Consider the following 22,816-nt stretch of genomic DNA (forward strand, 5'->3'; position numbering starts at 1 on the left):
CTACGCAGCTCATTGTGTGCCAAGAACTCGGGGGACAGCCCGGTACCTTCCACGTGCACGGTACCGCCGTGGAGAATGTCGAGGGAGCCGCTGGTCACGCGTAGGGTCGGCAGGGACGCATCCTGCGTATCACCCTGCACGGGCGCGTTCTGTACGGGTGCGTTCTGCGCGGGGGCGTTCTGCGCGGGGGCGTTCTGCGCGGGGGAGGCGGGCGCCGGCTGGGCCGCCACCGGCGTCAAAGCCAGCAGCGGAGACAAACCCAAAACCAGGGAAGCACCCGCAACTTTTCGGCGCGTGCCACGAGCAGGCTTAAAGAAGGAGGACATCATTATCCAATCTGAATTTTCTGCATGAAAGAGGGCGAATGAGAAAAGAAGTTGAGAGGATAAATGAGTGACAGTCCACCGCACCAAACCCGCACGAATTCACATCGTAGAGGACCCGTAGCAGCGGCATGCTGAAGTGCAATCTCAGCCTACCAACCCGCGTCTTAAACATTCAATGAAAACACGAGAAAAACATGCCGATGAGAGTTATAAGACAAAAAATTCAAAAATTACGCCCATGTTTTATACAAAGCCCAAACCCCAAAAAGACCACACAATGGAGAGACAAAAATGGAAGCATCACCAGCGCTAAAAACGGCACCCAGCAGCGCCAGTACCAGAAAACGGGCACACAAAAAGGGGCGGCGAGAGAAAAACTCTCACCGCCCCTTCTATAGCCACTATCTTCAGATACTGTTCTCAGAGACTAACCCAAGCTAAAACGTGTAGGGTCAACCGCCTGGTTCACGGCACCTGCCGAATCCTAATCATCGATATAGGGGCTGTTGGGGATGGCGTCAAGCATGTCGAGCATTGACAGGACACGAGCCAGCTCCTCGCGGGTAGCAGTCTTGGTCGGACGGAAATCCTTGCTCTTATAGTGATAGCTCGTATCGATATTCACCGACGAGTGCAGCCACACCGACTCGGTGTAGAACGGGGCACCCGGCTTCATATCCTGCGGGGTAGTGGGACGGAACCAATAAGAACGACGACCGGGGGTAAGCATAAAGTAACGGTAGAAGAACGCAGCCATCGTAGCGCGGCTAGCCACCGCCTCCGGGTGCATCTTACCGTCAGACCAGCCGGAAGTCAGACCGTTCTGATACGCCCAAATATACGCCGGGTAACGCTCATCCTTCGGGGACAAATCCGGGAAAGGAGAACGCGCAGGAAGCTTCACCTTCGGCGAGCGGGCGCCTCGGTAGATTACATCCATCAGGTCGCCGCGGGTCACCGCACGCTTAGGGTAGAAGCAACGTTCCTTATCGAGCAGCAGAACCTTTACCTTACATGACCTGTAGATATCGGGAGCGTACTCGCCATCCATATCAATATCCACAATGAACGGTGCCCACGCGAACTCCGTGTCAATCTTGGGGCGAACTTCAAGAGTGCGCAGAATGGTGTACTGCTCACGGCGCGGACGAAGAGACAGGCGAACACCATAGTCTGCATTCGGGCCACCGGTGATCTCAGGATCAATGACGTGATGCCTAATGTAGACATCATTCTCGATGCGCTTCTTCGGCTCAAGAGAGAAGAAATAGAACTGGGTGAAGCCCTTCTTCTTGGTGTAGTAGCCGACCTCAATGTACGGGGTGTACAGGCCGCTATCAATCACGGCCTGCAGGCCGGTAATCTCGTAGCTGAGGTTGAAGCCGCTAATATCAAACGACGCCTCGGTAATCTTGAACGTCAGCGGGGTGGTCTTAACGTCCAAGGTGGCAGCCTGAGCGCCCTGCTCACCGGCGTGGTGTGCGCCCAACGCGCCGGCGACTGTTAGTGCTGCCGCACCCTTAATGAGGGCGCGACGAGAGGAAAAATTAGACATATCGTTGTCCCATCGATGTGTTTCTGAGTGGTTACTTCTACGCTAGCAAACCAATAACCGTTGGGTAAGCCTCTAGTCGTTTGCTGTACGTACGTGGCGTGACGTGTTTCCATGTGTGTTGAGTTGAAAATGTGAATGTTAGTGAGTGAAATACCCGCCACCAATGGCGAGACGTTTAACACTATAAACATTTTTACTCGCAAAAAGAAGGCGGATAGCTAGACACTAACCGCCTTCTCTGCTCATCAAAAGCTACCCCTAAAATGTGGGGAAATGTGGTTTTACAAGGGGTAATACAGATTTAAGCCACTAGAAAAAATAGTTAAAAAATTTTCAATATGATGCAAAAAATAAGCGGAAACAAATAGTTGGGCAACCTACTGCTCATGCACCAGCAGCGTCAAAACACCCGCCTTACGCGCCGTCGGCAGGGTGCACTCCACCGACCAGTCCTCGCTGACCGCCTCCAAAAATTCGGCAATACCCGCCGTGGAACCATCAATAGGACGAGCTGCCAAACCCGACTGAATCAGGTAGCGTGCAAACAGGCCGCGGTAATGCTTCGCCATGTGTGAGACGACCTTACGCGACCCATCAGCCGCCACACGCTCCACACGAACCGCCAGAGTCTGCGACGGGGGAGTCACCCACGACTTCGCGTAGGCTGCAGAACGGCAATCCAGAATCAGCTGGTCCCTCGCAGTCGCTTCCAGTGTGGTACCCAGCGCACCTTTCCAGAAGGAGGCGAGCGCACCCACCGATCCCAGCTTCACGCCCATCGAGAGGCGGTAGGCGGGGATTGCGTCTTCGGGGCGCAGAATACCCCACAGTGCCGAAGAAATCAGTAGCGACCAGTGCGCGGCATCGCGTTCGGCGGGGGAGAAGCTCGCATAATCCAGCGCCTCAAAGAGCACACCCGTGTAGGTGCGGATCGCGGGCTGTGCCGGTTCGGTGAGCAGGCGCGTATTGCGTTCCACCTCTGCTTCGAGGGAAGCACCCACCTTGAGCTCCGCCAGAGCATCGGGGCCCGAGCTAACTGCCGCCAGCTCCTCCAGGACGCTCTCACGCTCGGCGGTCAGCTCAGGGAACGAGAGGTCAGCGAAGCATACGGGCGCGTTGCCGGCGGGAGCGGGAGTTTTACCTTCGGAAGGGGGAAGAAGAATCAGCATCTCTCCAGTGTACCCGCGAGACGCAGTGTAGCTACGAGGCGCAGTGTAGTTGCGAGACGTCAGCGTGCCCGCGAGGTCGCTAGTGTACCCATGTGTACCCGCGAAGCGAACCCGGGAAATAGCCACATCCAAGGGTGTGCGTATAATGGGTTGGGTGAAACGGGCCGTCTGGGCAATCGCGAGGCACACGTGCTTCGAGGAAAGTCCGGGCTCCACAGCACAGGATGGTGGATAACATCCACTCGGGGTAACCCGCAGGCCAGTGCCACAGAAAGTAAACCGCCGCGGTTCGCCGCGGTAAGGGTGAAAGGGTGGTGTAAGAGACCACCAGCGGGCGCGGTGACGTGCCCGGCTAGGTAAACCCCATTCGGAGCAAGGTCAAACAGAATACGCCATGGTAGGGTAGTGCGCCCGATCCCCGTCAGCTTCCTTTACGGAGGTGGGGTGCGTATTCGGGTAGGCTGCTTGAGACGTGCGGCAACGTACGTTCTAGATAGATGATTGCCTCAAAATGCCCCTTCGGGTGGCGTTTTAGACAGAACCCGGCTCATAGGATGACCCGTTTCACGCTATCGTTAGCCGGTGGAAAATATCACCGGCTGATGGAAAACGAAGACCGCGAATGCGCTTTTAGAGTGCATTCGCGGTCTTCGTTTTAAACTTCTCGAAAGGTCTCTGACCTTCAGAAGAGCTCGTGATTAGTGGCCGAACGGATCCGGATCCACGCCGGGCGTCCATGAGTTACCGTCGACGGTCCAGCCTTCCTTCTTCACGACCTTCTTCATCTTGCCGGTCCACTTCTTGTTCAGACGGTTCACGTACAGCTTGCCGTCCAGGTGGTCGGTTTCGTGCTGCATGCAACGTGCAAACCAGCCGGTCGCCTCAAACTGGACGGGGTTGCCGTGCTCGTCAAGACCGTTCACGGTCACCCATTCGGCACGCTTGAGGGGGAAGCCGTAACCGGGGAAGGACAGGCAGCCCTCTTCCTCCTCGTACGGGTCCGGGTCAGCGGTAGAGATCTTGCCCAGGGTCAGTACCGGGTTGATGATGCAGCCGCGCGGGGGAACGCCGTCCTCATTCTCCATCTTGTAGGTGAAGATGCGCAGGCCCACACCAATCTGAGGTGCCGCCAGGCCCACACCGTTGGATGCGTCCATGGTTTCGTACATGTCAGCCACGAGCTCCTTGAGCTCATCATTAAACTCGGTGACGGGTGCCGCGGGGCGGTGCAGAACGGGGTTGCCGTGAATAACGATGGGGCGAATAGCCACGGAATTATCCTTTGCTTGTGTTGAACGGGAACTGTTGAACGGGAACTTGCCGGGTACACCGTGTGCGGGTGAACCGGATTGAGGGTAAGCGAAAGGGTCGTTACGGATAACCATAACGACCCTTTCCATCGGGGTGATCGACGGGGGTTGAACCCGCGACCTCCTGGACCACAACCAGGCGCTCTGCCAACTGAGCTACGACCACCATGTGCTTCGCTTGGTTTCCCTTGCGATATGCAACGGATACTACTGTACAGGAGATTCAGAAACCTGCCAAGTTGAAAAGCCGTGATGCTCGTTACATTCTGCGCTTACGCCTTGGATGCCTCAGCCGCCTCGCGTGCAGCACGCTCAGCCTCCACCTCACGCGCAATCTGCGCCGAAGCAATCGCATCCGGGCCCTGCGGCACAAAAATGGCGCGACGGTAATACTTCAACTCATCAATCGAGTCCTTGATATCACCCAGTGCGCGGTGGTTACCGGTCTTCGCCGGGGCACTATGACGAGCCGCCGGGTACCAGCGCGACGCTAGCTCCTTAATGGTCGACACATCAATCACACGGTAGTGAAGGTGCGCCATGACCTCGGGCATGTAGCGCTCCAAGAAGCGCTTATCCATGCCCACCGAGTTGCCGCCCAGCTGCGCCTTGCCCGCCACCGGAACATACTTCTTGATGTAGCGAAGCACCTGCTCCTGCGCGTAATCCATCGACACACCGTGCTCAATATCGGGCAGTAGACCCGACGCCTCATGCATCGAACGCACAAAGTCATTCATGTTCTCCAGCGCACCGGCAGGAGACTCATCACCGGGCTTAATGACGAACTCAACGCCAGAACCCAGAATGTTCAAATCGGCATCCGTGACCAGAACGCCCACCTCGACGAGAGCGTCGTTCTCCACGTCCAGGCCGGTCATCTCGCAGTCAATCCATACAATACGTTCACTAGAAATACTCACTCTCCCACTCTACCCCCAAACGCTGCCGGCCTGGCGGGTAGCACGTCACAAAAGGGGTACAAGAGGGCGCAAGAAAGGTACGAGCGGATGCGCAAACGGCGGCAGCGGGGGAGAACTGCGCCACTCTGCGTGCCCTTGAGGCGTGTCCACAAGCGTCTTCGCAACAGTGATTCTCGCAAGTGCATCCAAGGGCTCCGGTATGATAAAAACCAGAACGACGATGCAGACAGAAAGGGAGTTATGCGCGCACCAAAGGAGCTAGCACACCGGCTCACCACCCCCGGTGCACACGACGCACCTCTCTCACCCAAACTCTTGGACTACGTCAATAATCACCGTCTGCGCACGCTGATTATCGGCACCATCGGCTCCATCATGGTCACCCTCGGCTCCTACGCCGTCGGCTGGCTCGCCGACAGCTCCAGCTTCTGGCGCTACGACATTATTCGAGCCATCCGATTCGAAGCCGCATGGGTCATCACCGGCATTATCATGCTCGCCCTCGGCGCCATGATTATGTGCCGTGAATGGTTGCGCATCTACCAGAAAATGGGCGACTGGAACGAACCCAGCACCATGCGTTGGATGATTGCCGTCATCACCAGCTGGTCCCTGCCGCAGATTTTCGCGTTCACCATCTACAGCCGCGACATGTTCTCCTACTACGGTCAGGGCATGGTCATGGCGCACGGCCTCAACCCGTACAAGCATGGCGTTTCCGAAATCTCGAACTTCATGCAGAACGGTGCGGACCCCATGTGGGCGGAATCCCCGCCCCCGTACGGACCGGTCTCCCTCAAATTTGAAGAGTGGATTGTGCGCCTGGCGGGGGAGAACATCGACCTCTCCCTCTTCTACTTCCGCCTACTCTCCGTGCTCGCGGTCATCGGCATCCTCTTCTACGTGGCAAAACTCGCCAAGGCACACGGCTTCAACCAGGTCCGCGCTCTCTGGCAGATTGGCCCGAACCCGCTGTTCATCGCATCGTTCATTGCCAGCGGCCACAACGACTCGCTCATGACCATGTTCATGCTCGGAGGCCTCTACTACGCCAAGCGCTACCGCGACACCTGGTGGGGCGGCCCGCTCGGCGTGACCTTCGTAGCCCTCGGCGTTGCCGTCAAGCCGCTCGCCCTCGTGGTACTGCCCTTCGTGGGTCTGCTCTGGGCTGGTAAGAACGCCTCCTGGCCGCGCAAGTTTATCTTCTGGGCATTCTCCGGCGTGCTGCTGCTCGCCGAAATGGCGCTCATGGGCTGGGTGACCGGACTGGAATTCGGTTGGATTAAGGCACTGTCCACCACCGGCGGCCAGTACATCTGGTACACCCCCTTCGGCCTGGTCATCGGCGCCGCATCCCTGTTCATTCAGGGAGACGCCTTCGAGGTCATCCGCAAGCTCATCGAGACCGTCGGCAAGGGCATCGGCATGCTCGGCGCAGTAGCCATGGCATTCGTTGGACGCGACCGCAACATCGTGCGCCACGCCGGCCTCGCAATCCTGTTCATGCTCCTGTGCAGCCCCATGATTCAGCCCTGGTACCTGCTCTGGGCAATCCCGATGCTTGCCGCAACCGGCCTGCGCTCGCACTTCCAGCTCATGTGGTACTTCATCACCACGCTGTTCTTCATGGCGTATGGTGTGAGCGACCAGCTGAACGTCTCGCCCTACCTGCGCGATTTCAACCAGGACATGGGCCGACTCATCGCGACCGTCATCTGCTTGGGATACATCATCTACCTGGTCGCCCTCGACCTGGCAACCCGCCGCCTGGTGTACGTGAGCCTGCACCCCACGCAGATTCGCCGCACCACTATCCGCCTGTGGTGGCAGCTGTTCCCCGGCGCATCAAGCCGCCGTGCACGCCGCCGCGAGGTGAAGAAGGCAGAACGGGAAGCCGCCAAGGTAGGCTCCTAGCGCGAACTCCTAGTTCGCCAGCCTGGCTTAGCTCAGTGGAACAGCCCCCGCGTGAGAGGCGCGGTGCATGAGAAGCATAAATTCTCATGTACCCTAGAGGAAGGCCTCAGTAGCTCAGAGGATAGAGCAGGAGCCTTCTAATCTCTTGGTCGGGGGTTCGATTCCCTCCTGGGGCGCCACATGTAAAAACCGCCCCGCACCCTAAACTCAGGGTGCGGGGCGGTTTTCTTTATGCTTTTTGCGTGCGTGCCGGGAAGCTACTTCTTAGTCGGGGCTACTTCTTAGTGGGGTTCGTGTCCTTGCAAGAGTTGAGGACGCGCTCCATAACCTTCTTCTCATCCGCGGTGACCCACAGCTTGTACTTCGCCTTCACGTGCACCTGGCGTGCCACGTAGGTGCAGCGGTAGGCGGTGTTGCTTGGCAGCCAGTCGGCGGCGTCCGCATCGGACTTCTGCTGGTTTGCCGGGCCGTCTGCAGCGAGCAGGTTCTCCGGGTCGTTCGCCAGCTGGCGGCGCTGCTCTGCGGTCAAATCCTGTGCGCCGGTCTGCCATGCGTTCGAGAGAGCCACCACGTGGTCAATCTGCACCGCCGAGGAGGTCTTCTTGCCGCGCTTGAACTCGATGGTCTTGCCGGTGTACGGGTCGTTCAGAGTGCCGCTGATGACGGTGCATGCGTGGGTCCTGACCTTGAAACGAACATTGGTCAGGTCGCGGCGCAGAATGTCGTCGCGAGTGTTGCACTTGTTGCCGTCAACGTCATCCCAGGCGGGACCGAACTGATCACGAGAGTAGCCGGCCTTCGACGCGCGTTCCTTCACCTGCAGGGATGCCAGCTCGCTCTTCGCGGTTGCCAGATCCGGTGCGAGCGCAGTCGCGGGATCAACCGCCTTGTACGGGTTCTTGACCTCGGCGAGGGTTTCAGTTTGAACGTTGGTCTCTTCATCATCGGTGGCGGAGGTCGTCGTGTCCGAACCGAGTAGCCCGTCTACACCGTTCTTACTCACATAGACCAGACCAATAATCAGCACAATCACGGCAAACACAGCGAGCAGACCGTAAATGAGGCGCTTCTTCTGCGGGTCCATCGAATCGGGCAGCTTGGGCAGGTTGCGCTGCAGCTGCTGAAGTTCCTGCAGGGAGGACAGGTTGTTGTTCGCGGGCTTTTTGCTCACGGGTTCTCCAAGGCGGGTAGACGGGATGCGGCTGAGTGCACCGCATCATCAAGGATAGAGGGCGCGGGATAGAAATAGTTAACTTGAGGGTAAAAATAGCCGCCCCGACGCTGAGATACCTATCACGATGCCGGATGGGGCGTAGTCGTCATATTTCTGCAGGGAATGCGTTGCCCGCAGGCGATTTTTGAAAAAACGGGGTGAAAAGTTCAAAAACTCTATCCACAGGCGGTGCCCAAAACCGCAAAACGCGAGGTTATCCACAGAAGCGGTAACCACCGGGTGCAGGAGCGGGTCAGCCCTGGCAAGGTGAAGGAACCCACCCACTAGTTTCTAAGGAGAAACCATGAGCGACACCATCCTGATCCGCGGATTCACCGCCTCCGACCCGGCACTGAGCACCCTGCCCAACGGGGTGCCCGTCGTGAACTTTCGCCTCGCCAGTACCCCTCGCTGGCAGGATGCTACCGGCACCTGGAAAGAAGGCACCACCAACTGGTACACCGTGAAAGCCTACCGTCGCCTCGCCCAGAACATTGCCACCTCCATTGAGAAGGGGCAGCCGCTGGTCGTGAGTGGCCGCCAGCGCATTAGCCGCTGGAACCGCGAAGACGGCACGCAGGGCACCACGGTAGAAGTGGATGCCTTCGGCATCGGTCACGACCTGAACTACGGTACGAGCACCTTCGCCCGCACCGTGGAGAAGCGCACGGTCAACGAAGGCTCCCTGCAGGGCGCACCTCAGCAGGGTATGCCGGGTGCGCCGCAGCAGTACGCGCCGCCGCAGGAAGCACCTCAGTACGCACCCCAGCAGAACCCGGAGGCGCCGGGCATGACCGCTCCGGGCGCTCCGGTACAGGACGGCGCATCCCAGAGCGGGGGAGCGCAGAGTGACGAACCCCCCTTCTAAAAGTGCTCCCCGGATGCTTGCATAAACGCGGGCGCATTGGGATAATGGAGCATTGTGTTGACATCGGGCACGCCCCTGCCGCAGGGGGAAGAGCGACCAACGATGTCAACCTTCGGGCACCAATCCTGTCCGAAGCATCAAGTTTTCTGTCCCGCAGTGGGGCAGAGCAATCTGAGTCTATTTGACCTGCGGCAGATGACTCTGGAGATCTACAACTATGCAGACTCTTGACTTCCTCGACAAGAAGTCCCTCCGTGACGACGTCCCCGCATTCGGCCCCGGTGACACCCTGAACGTTCACGTTAAGATCGTTGAAGGTAAGAACCACCGTATCCAGGTCTTCAAGGGCTTCGTCGTTGGCCGCCAGGGTGCAGGCGTTCGCGAGACCTTCACCGTCCGCAAGGTTTCCTTCGGCGTTGGTGTTGAGCGTACCTTCCCCGTTCACTCTCCCTCCATCGAGAAGATCGAGGTTGTGACCCGCGGTGACGTCCGTCGTGCAAAGCTGTACTACATGCGCGACCGCCACGGTAAGGCTGCTCGTATCCGCGAGAAGCGCGAGTTCTAATCTTTATAGATACAGAATTCTGTTGCAAACCGCTCCCCAACCGCATTCCGCGGGAGAGGAGCGGTTTTTGCATATTCTGAGACCCCGCTTTGACCCCGCTTTCTGAGAACCTTGCCGCTCTCAGAAAATAAAAGCCCAAGAGCGCAAACACTCTCGATACAATAGCTAGGTACCGTTTCACTCGAGCTAGGTATCTCTCAAACGAAAGGCTCACTCCAGCATGGCAGACGACAAGAACACTGCGAACACCAGCCCCTTCCCTGAGGGATACCAGCCTCAAAGCCGCCGCGAGCGCCGGGAAATGGAAGAATACTTCGCGCGCCTCGCCGCCGAAAAGGCAGCAGCTGAGAAGGCTGCTGCCGAGCAGAGTGCCGCAGAGAATGCGGGCACAGAGAAGGCGGCCCCCTGGGTGGCATCCGCGGGCGCTACTGAGGCGACCGAAAGCGATACCAAGGGTGCATCTGAGCGTGATCACGAGGTGGTAGCTAGTGCCGAGGCGAGCACCGCCTCCGCAGATGCCGCCGTTGCGACTTCTTCCGCTGCGAAGAACACTAAGCGCGAAGAAACCACCGACGAGGAGAGTGCCGCAGACGTGGAAACCACCAAGGACTTCTCCGAAATGACCCCCAAGGAACGCCGCAAGGCAAAGCGCGCCGAACAGGCAGAGCTGACCTACTCCCAGGCGCAGGAAGAAGGCCGCCTCGGCGAATGGCTCTGGGTGCAGGCACGTGAGGGCGGTACCGTCATCCTCTACGCGCTGGTCATCGCATTCCTGGTCAAGACTTTCCTGCTGCGCGGCTTCTACATTCCTTCCGGCTCCATGGAGCAGACCCTGCAGGTCAACGACCGTGTGTTCATTAACGTGGCGGGCTCCTACTTTAGCGAGCCTAAGCGCGGCGACGTCATCGTCTTCAAGGACTCTCAGGGCTGGATTCCCTCCACCCAGAAGACCAGTAGCCCGCTCAAGGACGCCCTGTCCTTCGCGGGTATTCTGCCGGATACCTCCTCGAACTTCCTGGTCAAGCGCGTTATCGGTACTCCCGGTGACGTGGTCGAGAGCGACGGCAACGGCAAAATCAAGGTCAACGGTGTAGAAATTACCGAACCGTACCTGTACCCGGGCAACCCGCCCTCGGAGATGCCCTTCAAGGTGACCGTGCCCGCCGGCAAGTACTTCGTCATGGGTGACCACCGCAGCAACTCCGCCGACTCCCGCTACCACATTAGCGACGGCACCGCGTTCATCTCCAAGGATGACGTGCAGGGTAACGTTTTCGTTGTGGCGTGGCCGCTGAACCACTTCGGTCTGCTGCAGGATCAGAGCTCGGTGTTCTCCTCGATTCCCGCACCGACCTCCACCCCGAGCGAATAAGCGAGCGTGGCAATGATGGTGAGCGCCCAGAAGAGCGCAACGAAACCCGCTCAAGCTAAGCCCGCGAAAGCAACCCCGCCCGCCGCTGACCTCGAGTATGAGCAGCAGCTCTTCGCCTCCGGTGTCCGCACGGTTGCCGGAATCGATGAGGTAGGCCGCGGCTCCATGGCGGGCCCGGTCACCGTGGGCGTCGCAATCCTCACCCCGGACGCCACCCTCGAGGTGGGCGGGCTGATCGACTCCAAGGCGCTCTCACCGGCACGCCGCGAATCCATGGTTCCCGAAATCCGCCAGTGGTGCGCCGTGGCGGTCGGGCACGTGGAACCGGCTGATATTGATCGGCTCGGCATGACCCTCTCGCTGAGGCTTGCCGCCCAGCGTGCGCTCGCCGAGCTGGCGCGCCGCGGATACCGTGCCGACGCCGCCCTGCTGGACGGTAAGCACGACTGGTTCACCCCTCCGCAGGAGGACCTGTTCAGTGCGCTGGCACCGGACCCGGCGCAGGCACACTACAACGAACTGCTCGCCCAAGCGTGGGAAGGCGCAGGCGGTGCAGATGAGCCCGCGCAGATGCCGGTGACCATGGTCATTAAGGGTGACTACAAGTGTGCCTCCATCGCCGCCGCATCGGTGGTTGCGAAGGTGGAACGTGACGAGCTGATGGTTCAGCTGGATACCCGCTACCCGGGGTACGGCTGGGCAAAGAACAAGGGCTACGGATCTGCCGCTCACCGCGAGGCGATTAGCGTGCAGGGCCCCAGCCCGCAGCATCGACTGTCATGGTCGCTTCCGGCGACCGCCGAGCAGATTGAGGCCGCTGCGGCACAGCGCGGCTAGGGCGTGTGGTATTCCTGAAAACCGCGCCTCGGAAGCCTGCGAAAGCCTAACGTGCCACCGCTGAATCAGTACTAAAAAAGTCCAGGAAAGGAAGAGTAGTGAGCGCAGAAGACCTCGAAAACTACGAGACCGACGCCCAAATGGCACTCTACCGCGAATACAAAGACGTCATGTCGCTCTTTAGCTACGCGGTAGAAACCGACCGACGCTTCTACCTGGCGAACCAGGTGGACGTCACCCCGCACGTGCAGGACGGCACCCTCTACTTTGAGGTGAGCATGAGCGACGTGTGGGTGTGGGATGTATTCCGCTCCAACCGCTTTGTGAAGAAGGTGCACGCCTACTCGGTGCGTGACGTGAACGTGGAGGAGCGCCTGCCCAACCAGGAGTTCACCGTGCCGGAAATGCCGGACTTTAACGCCTAGCGCACGCCCGATTTACCGCCTTGCCGGGGGGTAACCGCGGGTAGGCGCGCCGGTGCCGGGCGGCAGAGCTGGGTGTTGAAACCGCGTGATAAACCCGCGCGAATATGACGCGTCGAATCGGCACCCGAGCGGCATTTTTGAAAAAAATACCCCAAAATTTCAAATAACCGACTGTGGATAACCTCTAATTCCTTCTGGAAGCCGAGGTTATCCACAGTTTTTCGTTAACCGCCTTCGGGCACGCGCGCGGCGGGCACAGTAGAAGCACTACCGCTATCTACCGGGGGAGAGACCCATGACAACAGCCCGAATAACAGCCCGCGCCGCAACCCGAAGCGCACCCAACAGACCTCTGCTCCAGAGCACCCAGCCTCCGCGAACCCAGCTCCAGCGAACCCCGCCCCGCGCCCACAGCGTCGGCAGGTGGGGCGAGGAGCTGACCGCCCGCATCCTGGAAGCGAACGGCTACCGCATCCTGGAGAGGAATTGGCGACCGCCCGCCGGACTGGAACACGAACAGATCCGCGGTGAGCTCGACCTGATCGCCATTGACCCCGAGGACGAACTGGTTTTCGTTGAGGTCAAGACCCGCAGCAGCGAAGACTTCGGGCACCCGTTCGCGTCCATTGACCGCGATAAGGCGCGCCGCACGCGCTCGCTGGCGATTCTCTGGTGCAGGCTACGCGAGAACCTGGATTTTCCACGCTTTCGCATTGACGCAATTGCGGTGACCGGAACCTGCGAAACCTTCACCTTCGAGCATCTGAAGGCGGTGGCGTAATGGGATTCGCACGCACCTATTCCGTGGCGCTGGTTGGCTTGCGCGGGCATATTGTTGACGTCGAGGCTGACATCTCGCAGGGCCTGCCCGGCTTCGTTCTGCTGGGTCTGCCCGATACCGCCCTCAACGAGTCTAAAGAGCGTGTGCGCTCCGCGGCGAAGAACACCGGCATCACCCTCACTCAGCACCGGCTCACCGTGAACCTGACCCCCGCGACCCTGCCCAAACGCGGCTCGGCGTTCGACCTAGCCATTGTGGTTGCGGCGCTGCAGGCGGAGAAGAAACTGCACCCCAGCGGTGATAGCGTCTTCCTGGGCGAGCTGGGACTGGACGGAACGCTACGCCCCGTGCCGGGCATCCTGCCTGCGGTCAAAGCCGCCGTGGACGCCGGACACCACCGCGTGATTGTGCCCGCCGAAAATGCTGAGGAGGCGGCACTGATTCCCGGTGCGCAGGTGAGCGGTTTCCGCTGCCTGGCGGAGGTTTTTGCCGCTCTCGGTGCCGAGAGTCAGAAGCTGACATACCCGCCCGCCCCGCAGACGGAGGCGAGCGCGCCGGCGGCGAAACCGGCTGAAATCCCTTCGGATATGAGCGATGTTGCCGGTCAGTCGCAGGGGCGTTTCGCCCTGGAAATTGCCGCCGCGGGCGGCCACCACATGCTGTTGACCGGCCCGCCCGGTTCGGGCAAAACCATGCTGGCGGAGCGCCTGCCGAGCATCCTGCCGACCCTCGACAATGACGCCGCGATGGAGGTGACCGCGATTCGTTCCCTCTGCTCGGCGGGGGAGCACCTGAGCGAGCTGGTGCGTCAGCCGCCGTTTGAGGCGCCGCATCATAGCGCCTCCGCGCCGGCGATTCTGGGTGGCGGCAGCGGCATTCCCCGCCCCGGCTGTGTGTCTAAAGCGCACCGCGGCGTGCTCTTTCTGGACGAGGCACCCGAGTTCAAACGCACTGTGCTGGATTCGCTGCGCCAGCCCCTGGAGTCGGGGACCGTGACCCTGGATCGTTCAAGTGCGTCGGCGACCTATCCGGCGCGTTTTCAGCTGATTCTGGCGGCGAACCCGTGCCCCTGCGGCATGAATGTGGGCACCGGTACGGAGTGCACGTGTGCCCCGCGGGAGCGTCGCGCCTATTTTGGGCGGCTGTCCGGCCCGCTGGTGGACCGTATTGATGTGAATGTGACGGTTCCGAAGGTGTCGTCCACGGAGCTTGCGGGCGGTCAGGTGAACGAGAGCTCCGCGCAGATTCGCGAGCGCGTCATGGCGGCGCGGCAGGCTCAGCGGGTGCGCCTGGAGCCGTACGGGTTGAAGACGAATGCGGAGATGAACGGCAAGATTCTGCGCGGCCCGCTACGTTTGGATGCGAAGCTCACCGGCGAGCTGAACGCCGCCGTGGACCGCGGAACGCTGACGGCGCGCGGCTACGACCGAGTGTTGCGTATCGCCTGGACCCTCGCCGATTTGGAGGGCGCCGCCTACCCGAGCCGGGAGCACCTGGATGTGGCGCTTTTTCTGCGGCAGCAGGGGCAGCTGACATAGCGTGCCGGTTTATAGAAGGAATCACTCACGAGAGGAGAAGAACATCATGGGTGAGAAGAAGCTCAGAAAACGAGCTGAAGAGGCCGAATTGAAAGAAAATGGGCTGAGAGAAACAGCGCCGGAAGAGCATGTGCCGGAAGAGCGCGCGGCGGAGGATTTTGTTCAGGAGGAACTGCAGATTCGCCTGCCAGGCCGCACCCTGGATGCGCACGCCCTGGTGCGTGAGAGGGTGGCGCATATTCTGTCGCTGGGGCAGGAACCCTCGCCGAGCCCCTATAATGCGGCGCGGTTGCCGGGGTTCCTCGCTTCCTACCTGAACCCGGTGTACTTAGAAGAGATGAGCCGGGAAGAACAGCCGAGGGAGGAACAGCCGGGGGAGGAGCTACAGGGTGAGCACCCCGACCCCGCGGCGGGCACATCCTCCAGCAGTTCTGACCCCGCACCCCTGTTCAATCCCGCCCTCAGCGCGGAGCAGCTTGAGGCGGCGTGCCGCGAGTACATCCGCTGCTGCACCGCCCAGCTGATGCGCTACGCCGAACCCGCAGATGAGCTCGTGGTCGAATCCCTCACCACCCTGGGAGCGCCGCTGACCCTGCACTACCTGCTGACCGGGCACATCCCGGATGAGCACACCTGGGAGCACGGCGAACCGGATACGCAGCTCAGCGATTTTCTGCACTCGGTGGGTGCGCCCGCGGCGGGGGAGTCCGCCCTGTTTTCCAGTGCGAATGGCTACTACACGCCGGGTGAGCATCAGATGAGCCGCGATAAGTTCAGCAAGGGGCTCGCAACCCGCCGCCTGCGCTGGAACCGCCGCATGGAACGCACCCTGAACGCGGAGGCGCACATGGCGGCAACCTGCGGGGCGTGGCTGGTCACTCCCGCCGATCCGCTGTGGCCGCCGCAGCTGAACGATTTGGGGCCTGCTCGACCGTACGGGCTGTGGTGCCGAGGCGATTCGCGGCACCTGCTGGATGTGGCGTCTGCCCCGAGCGTGGCGCTGGTTGGTTCGCGTGACCCGAGCATCTACGGTACAGAGGCGACGACCCACCTTGCCGCCGAGCTGGCGCGCCGCGGGTACACTGTGATTTCTGGCGGTGCGATGGGTATTGATATTGCGGCGCATCGGGCGGCGCTGACCCAGCAGGGTAGTGACCTGCCGACCATCGCCTTCATGGCGGGTGGGCTGGACCGGCTGTACCCGGCGCAGAACTCGGATGCGCTGAACATGATTGTTGACCGCGGGCTCATCATGAGCGAGGTGAGCGTGGGCAACACCCCGACGCGTTGGCGTTTTCTGGAGCGTAACCGCCTGATTGCGGCGTTGGCGCGGCACACCATTGTGGTGGAGGCGCGCTGGCGTTCCGGTGCCCTGAATACGGCTCGTCACGCGATGGAGATTGGGCGTACCCTCTGGGCGGTTCCAGGGCAGATTAATTCGCCGAACTCGGTGGGCACGAACCGTCTGCTACGCGATGGACTAGCGCAAACACTCACCGAGGCTGCCGACATCCTCGAGTACGATGCCGCCGCGGGTTTCGAGCTGGGCACCGAGCACGAGAGCGAATGGGATCAGGTTGCTTCCTCCAGCGCGCTGGATGAGCTGACCGAACGACAGGGTAGGGTGTGGGACGATTTGAGCCCGCGCTCCTACCGCGGCGTGGATGAGATTGCCGCAGCTCTCGGGTTGAGCGCTCGCGACGTGATGGCTGACCTGTTCCACCTGGGTCGCTGCGGTCTGGCGGAGAGCAGTGGAACGAGCTGGAGGAAGGTCCGCCCGGCTGTCGCGGCGTAGAAGAGCCCCCGCTGAGCACCTCGCTGAAAACCCCGGCTGAACGCCTGTAGTGAACGCCCCTGCTGAACGCCCGTAGTGAACATCCCGGCAGTAGCGGGTTGCGGCGGCCGGTCATAACAAGGCAGCACGTGGAGAGCGTGGAACCTCTCTACAATTGGGGTAGGCTTGCGCGTACTGGCGCGGAGCCTACCCCCGCCGCGCTATCAGCAGATACGCCGGGGGCAGAAATACAACGTCGAGAAGCATCAACGCCGCCAGAGCCAGGAGCCAGAAACCCGAAAGGAGGGACGCATGACCCCCGCCCGCCAGCACGAAAACCGAGCTGAAAGCCGGGAAGAATACCGGGACGAGGCTCCCTCCACGACCCTGCCGGTGACCTACACCCGTAGCCTTGCGGACAATCATCCCGAAACCCAAGCTGAGGGTTCAGGCTCCGCCCTACCCGGCTCTGTTCTACCCGATTCTGCACTGGGTGTTTCCGGCGAGGTGTTCCGCCCCGTCCTGGACCGTTTTGAGCGTTTTCTGCGCTATGAGAAGCACCGTTCCGAAGAGACGATCCGCTCGTATATCTCCGATTTGGAGGGCTTCTTTGGCTACATGGCTCGCCGCGGCGTGCGGCATCTGGACAGCATTGATGCGTCCCTGATTCGTGAGTGGTTGGGTTCACTACATCTGCGGCAGGCGGCTCGTTCTACGGTGGCGCGCCGCGGTTCGACCCTGCGAACGTTCTTCACCTGGGCTCAGGAAGAGGAGCTGGTGCACGCCAACCCCACCCGCGGTATGCGCACCCCCAAGCGGGAGAATCACCTGCCGCCGGTGCTGAGCCGTGAGCAGATGAACCAGCTGCTGACTACCCTGCAGGAGCGTCGGGCGCAGGATCCTCGGGATGCGCGCCTGCTGCGCCTGGAAGCCGTGGTTGAGGTTCTGTACGCCTCGGGCATGCGTATTTCTGAGCTGACCGGCCTGGATTTGCAGAGCGTGGACCGGGCGAATAAGACGGTGCGCGTGCTGGGTAAGGGCAATAAGGAGCGCGTGGTGCCGCTGGGTACCCCGGCGCTTAAGGCGTTGAATCGTTGGGTGTCCTATGGTCGTCCGCAGTGGATTCCGGAGGGTGCGCAGGGCGTGACGGCGCTGTTTATTGGCCCTCGGGGCGGGCGTGCGAATACCCGCCAGATTCGTGAGGACCTGACCCGCCTGCTGCGCACGGTGGAGAACACTCAGGCGTCGGGCGCGCACGTTTTGCGTCATTCGGCGGCAACTCACCTGGTCGATGGTGGCGCCGATATTCGTTCGGTGCAGGAGCTGCTGGGTCATTCGTCGTTGGCGACCACGCAGATTTACACGCACGTGTCGATGAAGCGTCTGGCGGAGACGTACGCGCGGGCGCATCCGCGAGCATAGGGACGGCAACCCGAAAATTAGCTGTCTCTCTATTTGAACCTTGCCCGTTCGGGTTGTACGAATGGACGAGTTCAATCTAAGCTATACACTGTTCAATGTCTGCCTAAGCTCCCGGTGTACCCCAAAAATCTTGCACCGCGATGTTTAGATAAAGCGGCTGAACAAGGTAGCATAGGTAACAGACTAACCGTGGTCTCCGTCTCTATAACGGCACCGCGTACGAGTACTAAAAACCAGAAAGGTCGCACCGCATGCGCGCACTCGTTTGCCCCGGACAGGGCTCCCAGAAGAAGGGCTTCCTGAGCCCCTGGCTCGAGATTGAAGGTGTGCGTGAGCACCTGGAACGACTCTCCGAAGCGGCAGGCATCGACCTGATTCACTACGGCACCGAAGCCGAAGAAGAAACCATCAAGGACACCGCAATCGCCCAGCCCCTCATCGTGGCTGCAGGCATCGTCACCGGTCACCTCGCACTGCGCGAACTCGACGGTGAAGAGCTCATCTTCGCGGGCCACTCCGTCGGCGAAATCACCGCAGCAGCCCTCGCGGGCGTACTCAGCGACGAAGACGCAATGCGTTTCGTGCGCGTGCGCGCCAACGGCATGGCGGAGGCGGCAGCCGCCTCCCCGACCGGCATGGCTGCAGTACTCGGCGGCGTTGAAGAAAACGTCCGCGAAGCCATCGACGCAGCAGGTCTCGTCGCAGCAAACTCCAACGGCGGCGGCCAGATTGTAGCCGCAGGCCCCATCCCCGCCATCGAAGCATTCGCCGCGAACCCGCCCGCACGCGCTCGCGTCATCCCCCTGAAGGTCGCTGGCGCATTCCACACCGAGGCAATGGCACCCGCCGTGCCCGCACTGGAAGAGTTCGCCGCGTCCCTGCAGGTCTCCGACCCGACCTCCGCACTGCTGACCAACCGCGACGGTTCCGCCGTGGCATCCGGTGAAGAGTTCGTCGAGACCCTCGTCTCCCAGGTCACCAGCCCCGTCCGCTGGGACCTGTGCATGGCAACCCTGCTCGAGCGTGAGGTCGCCGGCATTATCGAGGTCGCCCCCGCAGGCACTCTGGTCGGCCTGGCAAAGCGCGCGATGCGCGGCGTGCCCGGCACCTCCATCAACACTCCCGAGGACCTCGCCTCGCTGAAGGGCTAAACACCGGGGGAGAGCACCCCGCCCTCCCCGCACTGGGAACCCTTCACACTAGACATGCACTTTAGACCTGCGAGGCACACAGTGTCTTGCGAGCATCAGCACTAAGGATTGAATACGTGACTACCCTCAAGCAGTACGAAATCAACCGCTACTCCCGCATCCTCGGTTACGGCGCAGCCCGCGGCGAGGTCATCGTCCCCAACGACGACATCGTTGAGGCAATCGACTCCTCCGACGAGTGGATCAAGCAGCGCACCGGTATCGCAACCCGCCACCGCGCCAGCGAAAACCAGTCGGTAGCAGACCTTGCCATCGGTGCCGCCAAGGATGCTCTCGAAGCATCCGGTGTAGCCGGTGAGGACATTGAGGCGGTCATCATTTCGACCATTTCGCACCCCTACGCAACCCCCTCCCTGGCAACCCTGGTCGCCGACGCAATCGGCTCCAAGTGCCCCGCATACGACATCTCCGCAGCGTGTGCAGGTTTCTGCTACGGTATCGCCCAGGCAGACGCCCTCGTCCGCGCGGGTACCGCAAAGCACGTGCTGGTCATCGGCGTTGAGAAGCTCTCCGACTTCATCGACAACACCGAACGCACCATCTCCTTCCTGCTCGGCGACGGCGCAGGCGCAGCAGTCGTAGGCGTCTCCGACGAACCCGGCATTGCCCCGACCGTATGGGGTTCGGACGGTTCCCGCTGGGGCACCGTCGGCATGACCCACTCCCTGCTGGACATCCGCAACCGCGACTTCGTCGCAAACCCCGTCGAAGAAGGCGAAAAGATTTGGCCCACCCTGCGTCAGGACGGCCCCTCCGTCTTCCGCTGGGCAGTATGGGAAATGGCGAAGGTCGCCAAGCAGGCACTCGAAACCGCCGGCATTACCCCCGACGAGCTCGGCGCGCTCATTCCGCACCAGGCAAACGCCCGCATCATTGACCAGATGGTCAAGACCCTCAAACTTCCCGACACGGTGGCAGTGGCACGCGACATCGTCGATGCCGGTAACACCTCCGCCGCATCGGTCCCCCTCGCCGCGCACCGCCTGCTCAAGGAGAACCCGGAACTCTCCGGCAAGCTCGCCCTGCAGATTGGTTTCGGTGCCGGCCTGGCATTCGCAGCTCAGGTAGTCGTCCTTCCCTAAGGAAAACCACCAGAGCCCGATGCTCCCCGCCCCTCACGACCGGCACAGCGCCGGTGCGCGAGAAAGAAAAGAAAGCGGGAAAGCATCCCCACAAACTCCGAGTTGACGCATGCGTACACCACGCAGACACGATAAACTCGGTAATGCACGCGTACCCCCACCCGGCGGGTGCGATGACCATCGAAAAAACAAAGGAGCCCCTGAATGGCTAACAAGGAAGAGATCCTCGCAGGTCTGGCAGAAATCGTTAACGAAGAGACCGGCGTTGAGGTTGAGGACGTTCAGCTGGACAAGTCCTTCACCGAGGACCTGGACATCGACTCCATCTCGATGATGACCATCGTCGTGAACGCTGAGGAGAAGTTCGAGGTGACCATCCCGGACGAAGAGGTCAAGAACCTCAAGACCGTTGGCGACGCAGTCGAGTTCATCGCGAACGCTGCCTAAGCTATAACCAATAACGAGGCGGCGCGGGCTCTCACCGGCCCGCGCCGCATCGCTATTCACTCAGCTTTCAATCCAACACACCCCGGGAACACACAGCGGAATCCACAGTGCGGACCCCGCACGGAACACGCAGTGCGGAATACGCAGCGCGCAACGACAGCGCCTCTACCGCCTGAAAACGTGCACCGCTTACCCCCGGGCCCTACAGGTTTTTATCCACACACCACCGGATAAACCACCAAATCGACCACCGAAGAGAAAGTGCCACAATGTCTCGAAAAGTGCTGGTGACCGGCCTCGGCGCGACCACCCCCATTGGCGGCGACGTCCCCACCACCTGGGAAAACGCAACCAAGGGCGTATCTGGTGTATCCACCCTCGACCACCCCTGGGTCAAGGAATACGACCTGCCCGTATACATTGCAGGCCAGCTCGCTGTGCCCGCCCTCGAATCCGGCCGCCTCACCAAGGTAGAAGCAAAGCGCCTGGATCCCTCGGGCCAGCTCGCCCTCATCGCCGCACGCGAAGCATGGGAAGACGCAGGATTCTCCGGCCCCGACGCCGAATCCGCAGAAGAAGTCGACCCCGAACGCACCGGCGTAGCCTTCGGCACCGGTATCGGCGGCGTGTGGACCCTTCTCGACGCATGGGACACCCTCCGCGAAAAGGGCCCCCGCCGCGTCCTCCCTATGACCGTTCCCATGCTCATGCCCAACGGCAACGCAGCAGCCGTCTCCATGAACCTCAAGGCACGCGCCGCAGCACAGACCGTCGTCTCCGCATGCGCATCCTCCACCGAAGCCATGCAGCTCGGTGCTGAAATGATCCGCAGCGGCAAGGCAGACGTCGTTATCGTCGGCGGTGCCGAAGCAGCAATCCACCCGCTTCCCATGGCAGCATTCGCCAAGATGCAGGCACTCTCCTCCCGCAGCGACGAACCCGAAAAGGCATCCCGCCCCTACGACGTCGACCGCGACGGCTTCGTCATGGGTGAAGGCGCAGCAGCCCTCATCCTCGAATCCGAAGAGCACGCCAAGGCACGCGGCGCACGCGTCTACGCGGAACTGGCAGGCACCGGCGTATCCGCCGACTCCTACCACATCACCGCACCGGACCCCGCAGCACTCGGCGCAACCCGCGCACTGCGCGAAGCCCTCGAAGACGGCAACATCGACCCGAAGACCGTCGTGCACATCAACGCGCACGCCACCAGCACCCCCGCCGGTGACCTGCCCGAAGCAACCGCAATGCACGAAACCTTCGGTGAGCACACCAAGAACATTGCCGTCTCCGCAACCAAGTCCATGACCGGCCACCTGCTCGGCGGCGCGGGCGCACTCGAAGCCGTACTCACCGTACTGGCTCTGCACCACCGCACCGCACCCTGCACCATCAACCTGGACAACAAGGACCCCCAGATTGACCTGGACGTGGTGACCGAGGCACGCGAGCTGCCCGCCGGTGAGATTGTGGCACTGTCGAACTCCTTCGGTTTCGGCGGCCACAACGCAGTTGTAGCATTCCGCTCCGTAGAGGGCTAAAAACTCTTCGACAGCCTCATAGGAAGGGCACGTCGGACAATGCTTGCGGGGGAGTGCCCCCTCTGCGGCGCTGGGGCGCCTTGAGGACGGAGCCCCCGCCACGCATTCCCGACCGCGCCCTCACCGATTTTGATACGTACAGGGTCGCCTGTGATAGTTAGCTATCGCGGGCGACCCTGTTTCCGTGGGTTAGTTGTTTTGAGAAGACGACCAGAACACACGAAGCGGGGGAGTGCCCCCTCTTCAGCGCCTGGGGGGCGCTTCGAGGACGGAGCCCCCGCTTCGCGTGTCCGGTACGCCCTCTAGGTCGCCTACCCCTCGGTGGGGTTTATATAGGGGTTGGTCTGTGGTTGGGATTCAGAGGTAACGCGCCAATCCCTTGGGGTAGGGAATATGGGTGGCTTGGTGCGGGGTTTCCTTCTCAGGCTAGCTTGCCTCAGTCTGGGGTGCCCCTGTTTTAGATGTTAAAAACGGGTGGCGTATTCGCTCCGGCACTGCGAATACGCCACCCAAACACACCACACTCCACAAGACAATGCAGAG

Annotated in this window: 19 protein-coding genes, 2 tRNA genes, 1 other RNA gene and 1 pseudogene; 16 read left to right on the forward strand and 7 right to left on the reverse strand. The window is 61.0% G+C overall.

Annotated elements, in window-relative coordinates; all coding sequences use genetic code 11:
- The 3 genes and pseudogenes from HMPREF2884_RS09255 to HMPREF2884_RS07105 all read right to left on the reverse strand — a co-directional run.
- A pseudogene (locus tag HMPREF2884_RS09255) lies at positions 1 to 329 on the reverse strand (siroheme synthase); the annotation flags it as partial.
- A 481-nt stretch (positions 330 to 810) separates the two neighbouring features.
- On the reverse strand, positions 811 to 1,881 hold the full coding sequence (locus HMPREF2884_RS07100) for an S-layer homology domain-containing protein (RefSeq protein WP_070616412.1): 1,071 nt from the start codon (positions 1,879 to 1,881) through the stop codon (positions 811 to 813).
- 377 nt (positions 1,882 to 2,258) lie between these two features.
- Positions 2,259 to 3,050, reverse strand: a complete 792-nt coding sequence (locus HMPREF2884_RS07105; RefSeq protein WP_070616414.1) for a YaaA family protein — start codon at positions 3,048 to 3,050, stop codon at positions 2,259 to 2,261.
- A 160-nt stretch (positions 3,051 to 3,210) separates the two neighbouring features.
- Between HMPREF2884_RS07105 and rnpB the strand changes: the two genes are divergently transcribed.
- An RNA gene (rnpB, locus tag HMPREF2884_RS07110) (RNase P RNA component class A) lies at positions 3,211 to 3,616 on the forward strand.
- Between the two features lie 132 nt (positions 3,617 to 3,748).
- On the opposite strand, the gene def is transcribed toward rnpB, so the two are convergent.
- The 3 genes from def to orn all read right to left on the reverse strand — a co-directional run bounded on the left by def (position 3,749) and on the right by orn (position 5,283).
- On the reverse strand, positions 3,749 to 4,321 hold the full coding sequence (gene def / locus HMPREF2884_RS07115) for a peptide deformylase (protein ID WP_070616474.1): 573 nt from the start codon (positions 4,319 to 4,321) through the stop codon (positions 3,749 to 3,751).
- Positions 4,322 to 4,453: 132 nt separating this feature from the next.
- Positions 4,454 to 4,526, reverse strand: a tRNA-His gene (locus HMPREF2884_RS07120).
- Between the two features lie 106 nt (positions 4,527 to 4,632).
- Complete coding sequence (orn, locus tag HMPREF2884_RS07125; RefSeq protein ID WP_005506271.1) at positions 4,633 to 5,283, reverse strand: oligoribonuclease; 651 nt, start codon at positions 5,281 to 5,283, stop codon at positions 4,633 to 4,635.
- A gap of 240 nt (positions 5,284 to 5,523) precedes the next feature.
- On the opposite strand from orn, the gene mptB reads away from it, so the two are divergent.
- Positions 5,524 to 7,197: a polyprenol phosphomannose-dependent alpha 1,6 mannosyltransferase MptB gene (mptB, locus tag HMPREF2884_RS07130; protein WP_070616416.1), complete on the forward strand. Its 1,674-nt coding sequence runs from the start codon at positions 5,524 to 5,526 to the stop codon at positions 7,195 to 7,197.
- Between the two features lie 103 nt (positions 7,198 to 7,300).
- A tRNA-Arg gene (locus HMPREF2884_RS07135) sits at positions 7,301 to 7,376 on the forward strand.
- 95 nt (positions 7,377 to 7,471) lie between these two features.
- Here HMPREF2884_RS07135 and HMPREF2884_RS07140 read toward each other — a convergent pair.
- A complete protein-coding gene (locus HMPREF2884_RS07140) occupies positions 7,472 to 8,368 on the reverse strand; it encodes an HNH endonuclease family protein (RefSeq protein ID WP_070616418.1) in 897 nt (298 codons plus the stop codon).
- 346 nt (positions 8,369 to 8,714) lie between these two features.
- Here HMPREF2884_RS07140 and HMPREF2884_RS07145 point away from each other — a divergent pair, with 346 nt between their 5' ends.
- The 13 genes from HMPREF2884_RS07145 to fabF all read left to right on the forward strand — a co-directional run bounded on the left by HMPREF2884_RS07145 (position 8,715) and on the right by fabF (position 22,273).
- On the forward strand, positions 8,715 to 9,278 hold the full coding sequence (locus tag HMPREF2884_RS07145; RefSeq protein WP_005506266.1) for a single-stranded DNA-binding protein: 564 nt from the start codon (positions 8,715 to 8,717) through the stop codon (positions 9,276 to 9,278).
- Between the two features lie 217 nt (positions 9,279 to 9,495).
- Positions 9,496 to 9,843, forward strand: coding sequence for a 50S ribosomal protein L19 (gene rplS / locus HMPREF2884_RS07150; RefSeq protein WP_005507488.1), 348 nt, complete (start codon positions 9,496 to 9,498; stop codon positions 9,841 to 9,843).
- 220 nt (positions 9,844 to 10,063) lie between these two features.
- Positions 10,064 to 11,215, forward strand: coding sequence for a signal peptidase I (lepB, locus tag HMPREF2884_RS07155; protein WP_141753516.1), 1,152 nt, complete (start codon positions 10,064 to 10,066; stop codon positions 11,213 to 11,215).
- Positions 11,216 to 11,221: 6 nt separating this feature from the next.
- Entirely contained in the window at positions 11,222 to 12,052 is an 831-nt protein-coding gene (locus HMPREF2884_RS07160) for a ribonuclease HII (protein ID WP_070616420.1), read from the forward strand.
- Between the two features lie 98 nt (positions 12,053 to 12,150).
- Positions 12,151 to 12,477 carry a DUF2469 domain-containing protein gene (locus HMPREF2884_RS07165; RefSeq protein WP_005506259.1) on the forward strand — a complete coding sequence of 109 codons (327 nt, stop codon included), beginning with the start codon at positions 12,151 to 12,153 and terminating at the stop codon, positions 12,475 to 12,477.
- Between the two features lie 295 nt (positions 12,478 to 12,772).
- Entirely contained in the window at positions 12,773 to 13,258 is a 486-nt protein-coding gene (locus HMPREF2884_RS07170) for a YraN family protein (RefSeq protein WP_005506258.1), read from the forward strand.
- Complete coding sequence (locus tag HMPREF2884_RS07175; RefSeq protein WP_070616422.1) at positions 13,258 to 14,796, forward strand: YifB family Mg chelatase-like AAA ATPase; 1,539 nt, start codon at positions 13,258 to 13,260, stop codon at positions 14,794 to 14,796. The genes HMPREF2884_RS07170 and HMPREF2884_RS07175 overlap by 1 nt, the downstream gene beginning before the upstream one ends.
- Before the next feature lie 130 nt (positions 14,797 to 14,926).
- Complete coding sequence (dprA, locus tag HMPREF2884_RS07180) at positions 14,927 to 16,591, forward strand: DNA-processing protein DprA (protein WP_246827944.1); 1,665 nt, start codon at positions 14,927 to 14,929, stop codon at positions 16,589 to 16,591.
- 291 nt (positions 16,592 to 16,882) lie between these two features.
- Entirely contained in the window at positions 16,883 to 17,992 is a 1,110-nt protein-coding gene (locus HMPREF2884_RS07185; RefSeq protein ID WP_070616426.1) for a tyrosine recombinase XerC, read from the forward strand.
- A 251-nt stretch (positions 17,993 to 18,243) separates the two neighbouring features.
- Complete coding sequence (locus HMPREF2884_RS07190) at positions 18,244 to 19,143, forward strand: ACP S-malonyltransferase (protein WP_070616428.1); 900 nt, start codon at positions 18,244 to 18,246, stop codon at positions 19,141 to 19,143.
- A gap of 116 nt (positions 19,144 to 19,259) precedes the next feature.
- Positions 19,260 to 20,285 carry a beta-ketoacyl-ACP synthase III gene (locus HMPREF2884_RS07195; RefSeq protein WP_070616430.1) on the forward strand — a complete coding sequence of 342 codons (1,026 nt, stop codon included), beginning with the start codon at positions 19,260 to 19,262 and terminating at the stop codon, positions 20,283 to 20,285.
- Between the two features lie 204 nt (positions 20,286 to 20,489).
- A complete protein-coding gene (locus HMPREF2884_RS07200) occupies positions 20,490 to 20,732 on the forward strand; it encodes an acyl carrier protein (RefSeq protein ID WP_005507475.1) in 243 nt (80 codons plus the stop codon).
- Between the two features lie 269 nt (positions 20,733 to 21,001).
- Entirely contained in the window at positions 21,002 to 22,273 is a 1,272-nt protein-coding gene (gene fabF, locus HMPREF2884_RS07205) for a beta-ketoacyl-ACP synthase II (protein ID WP_070616432.1), read from the forward strand.
- Positions 22,274 to 22,816: the final 543 nt, after the last annotated feature.

Origin of the sequence: Rothia sp. HMSC073B08, assembly GCF_001812975.1 — a bacterium.
GTDB lineage: Bacteria > Actinomycetota > Actinomycetes > Actinomycetales > Micrococcaceae > Rothia > Rothia mucilaginosa.

Bases quoted from the DNA above. Each gene is read 5' to 3' on its own strand.
- HMPREF2884_RS07100 (WP_070616412.1), bottom strand. From the start codon at position 1,881: ATGTCTAATTTTTCCTCTCGTCGCGCCCTCATTAAGGGTGCGGCAGCA.
- HMPREF2884_RS07105 (WP_070616414.1), bottom strand. From the start codon at position 3,050: ATGCTGATTCTTCTTCCCCCTTCCGAAGGTAAAACTCCCGCTCCCGCC.
- mptB (WP_070616416.1), top strand. From the start codon at position 5,524: ATGCGCGCACCAAAGGAGCTAGCACACCGGCTCACCACCCCCGGTGCA.
- HMPREF2884_RS07145 (WP_005506266.1), top strand. From the start codon at position 8,715: ATGAGCGACACCATCCTGATCCGCGGATTCACCGCCTCCGACCCGGCA.
- rplS (WP_005507488.1), top strand. From the start codon at position 9,496: ATGCAGACTCTTGACTTCCTCGACAAGAAGTCCCTCCGTGACGACGTC.
- lepB (WP_141753516.1), top strand. From the start codon at position 10,064: ATGGCAGACGACAAGAACACTGCGAACACCAGCCCCTTCCCTGAGGGA.
- HMPREF2884_RS07170 (WP_005506258.1), top strand. From the start codon at position 12,773: ATGACAACAGCCCGAATAACAGCCCGCGCCGCAACCCGAAGCGCACCC.
- HMPREF2884_RS07175 (WP_070616422.1), top strand. From the start codon at position 13,258: ATGGGATTCGCACGCACCTATTCCGTGGCGCTGGTTGGCTTGCGCGGG.
- HMPREF2884_RS07185 (WP_070616426.1), top strand. From the start codon at position 16,883: ATGACCCCCGCCCGCCAGCACGAAAACCGAGCTGAAAGCCGGGAAGAA.
- HMPREF2884_RS07190 (WP_070616428.1), top strand. From the start codon at position 18,244: ATGCGCGCACTCGTTTGCCCCGGACAGGGCTCCCAGAAGAAGGGCTTC.
- HMPREF2884_RS07200 (WP_005507475.1), top strand. From the start codon at position 20,490: ATGGCTAACAAGGAAGAGATCCTCGCAGGTCTGGCAGAAATCGTTAAC.
- fabF (WP_070616432.1), top strand. From the start codon at position 21,002: ATGTCTCGAAAAGTGCTGGTGACCGGCCTCGGCGCGACCACCCCCATT.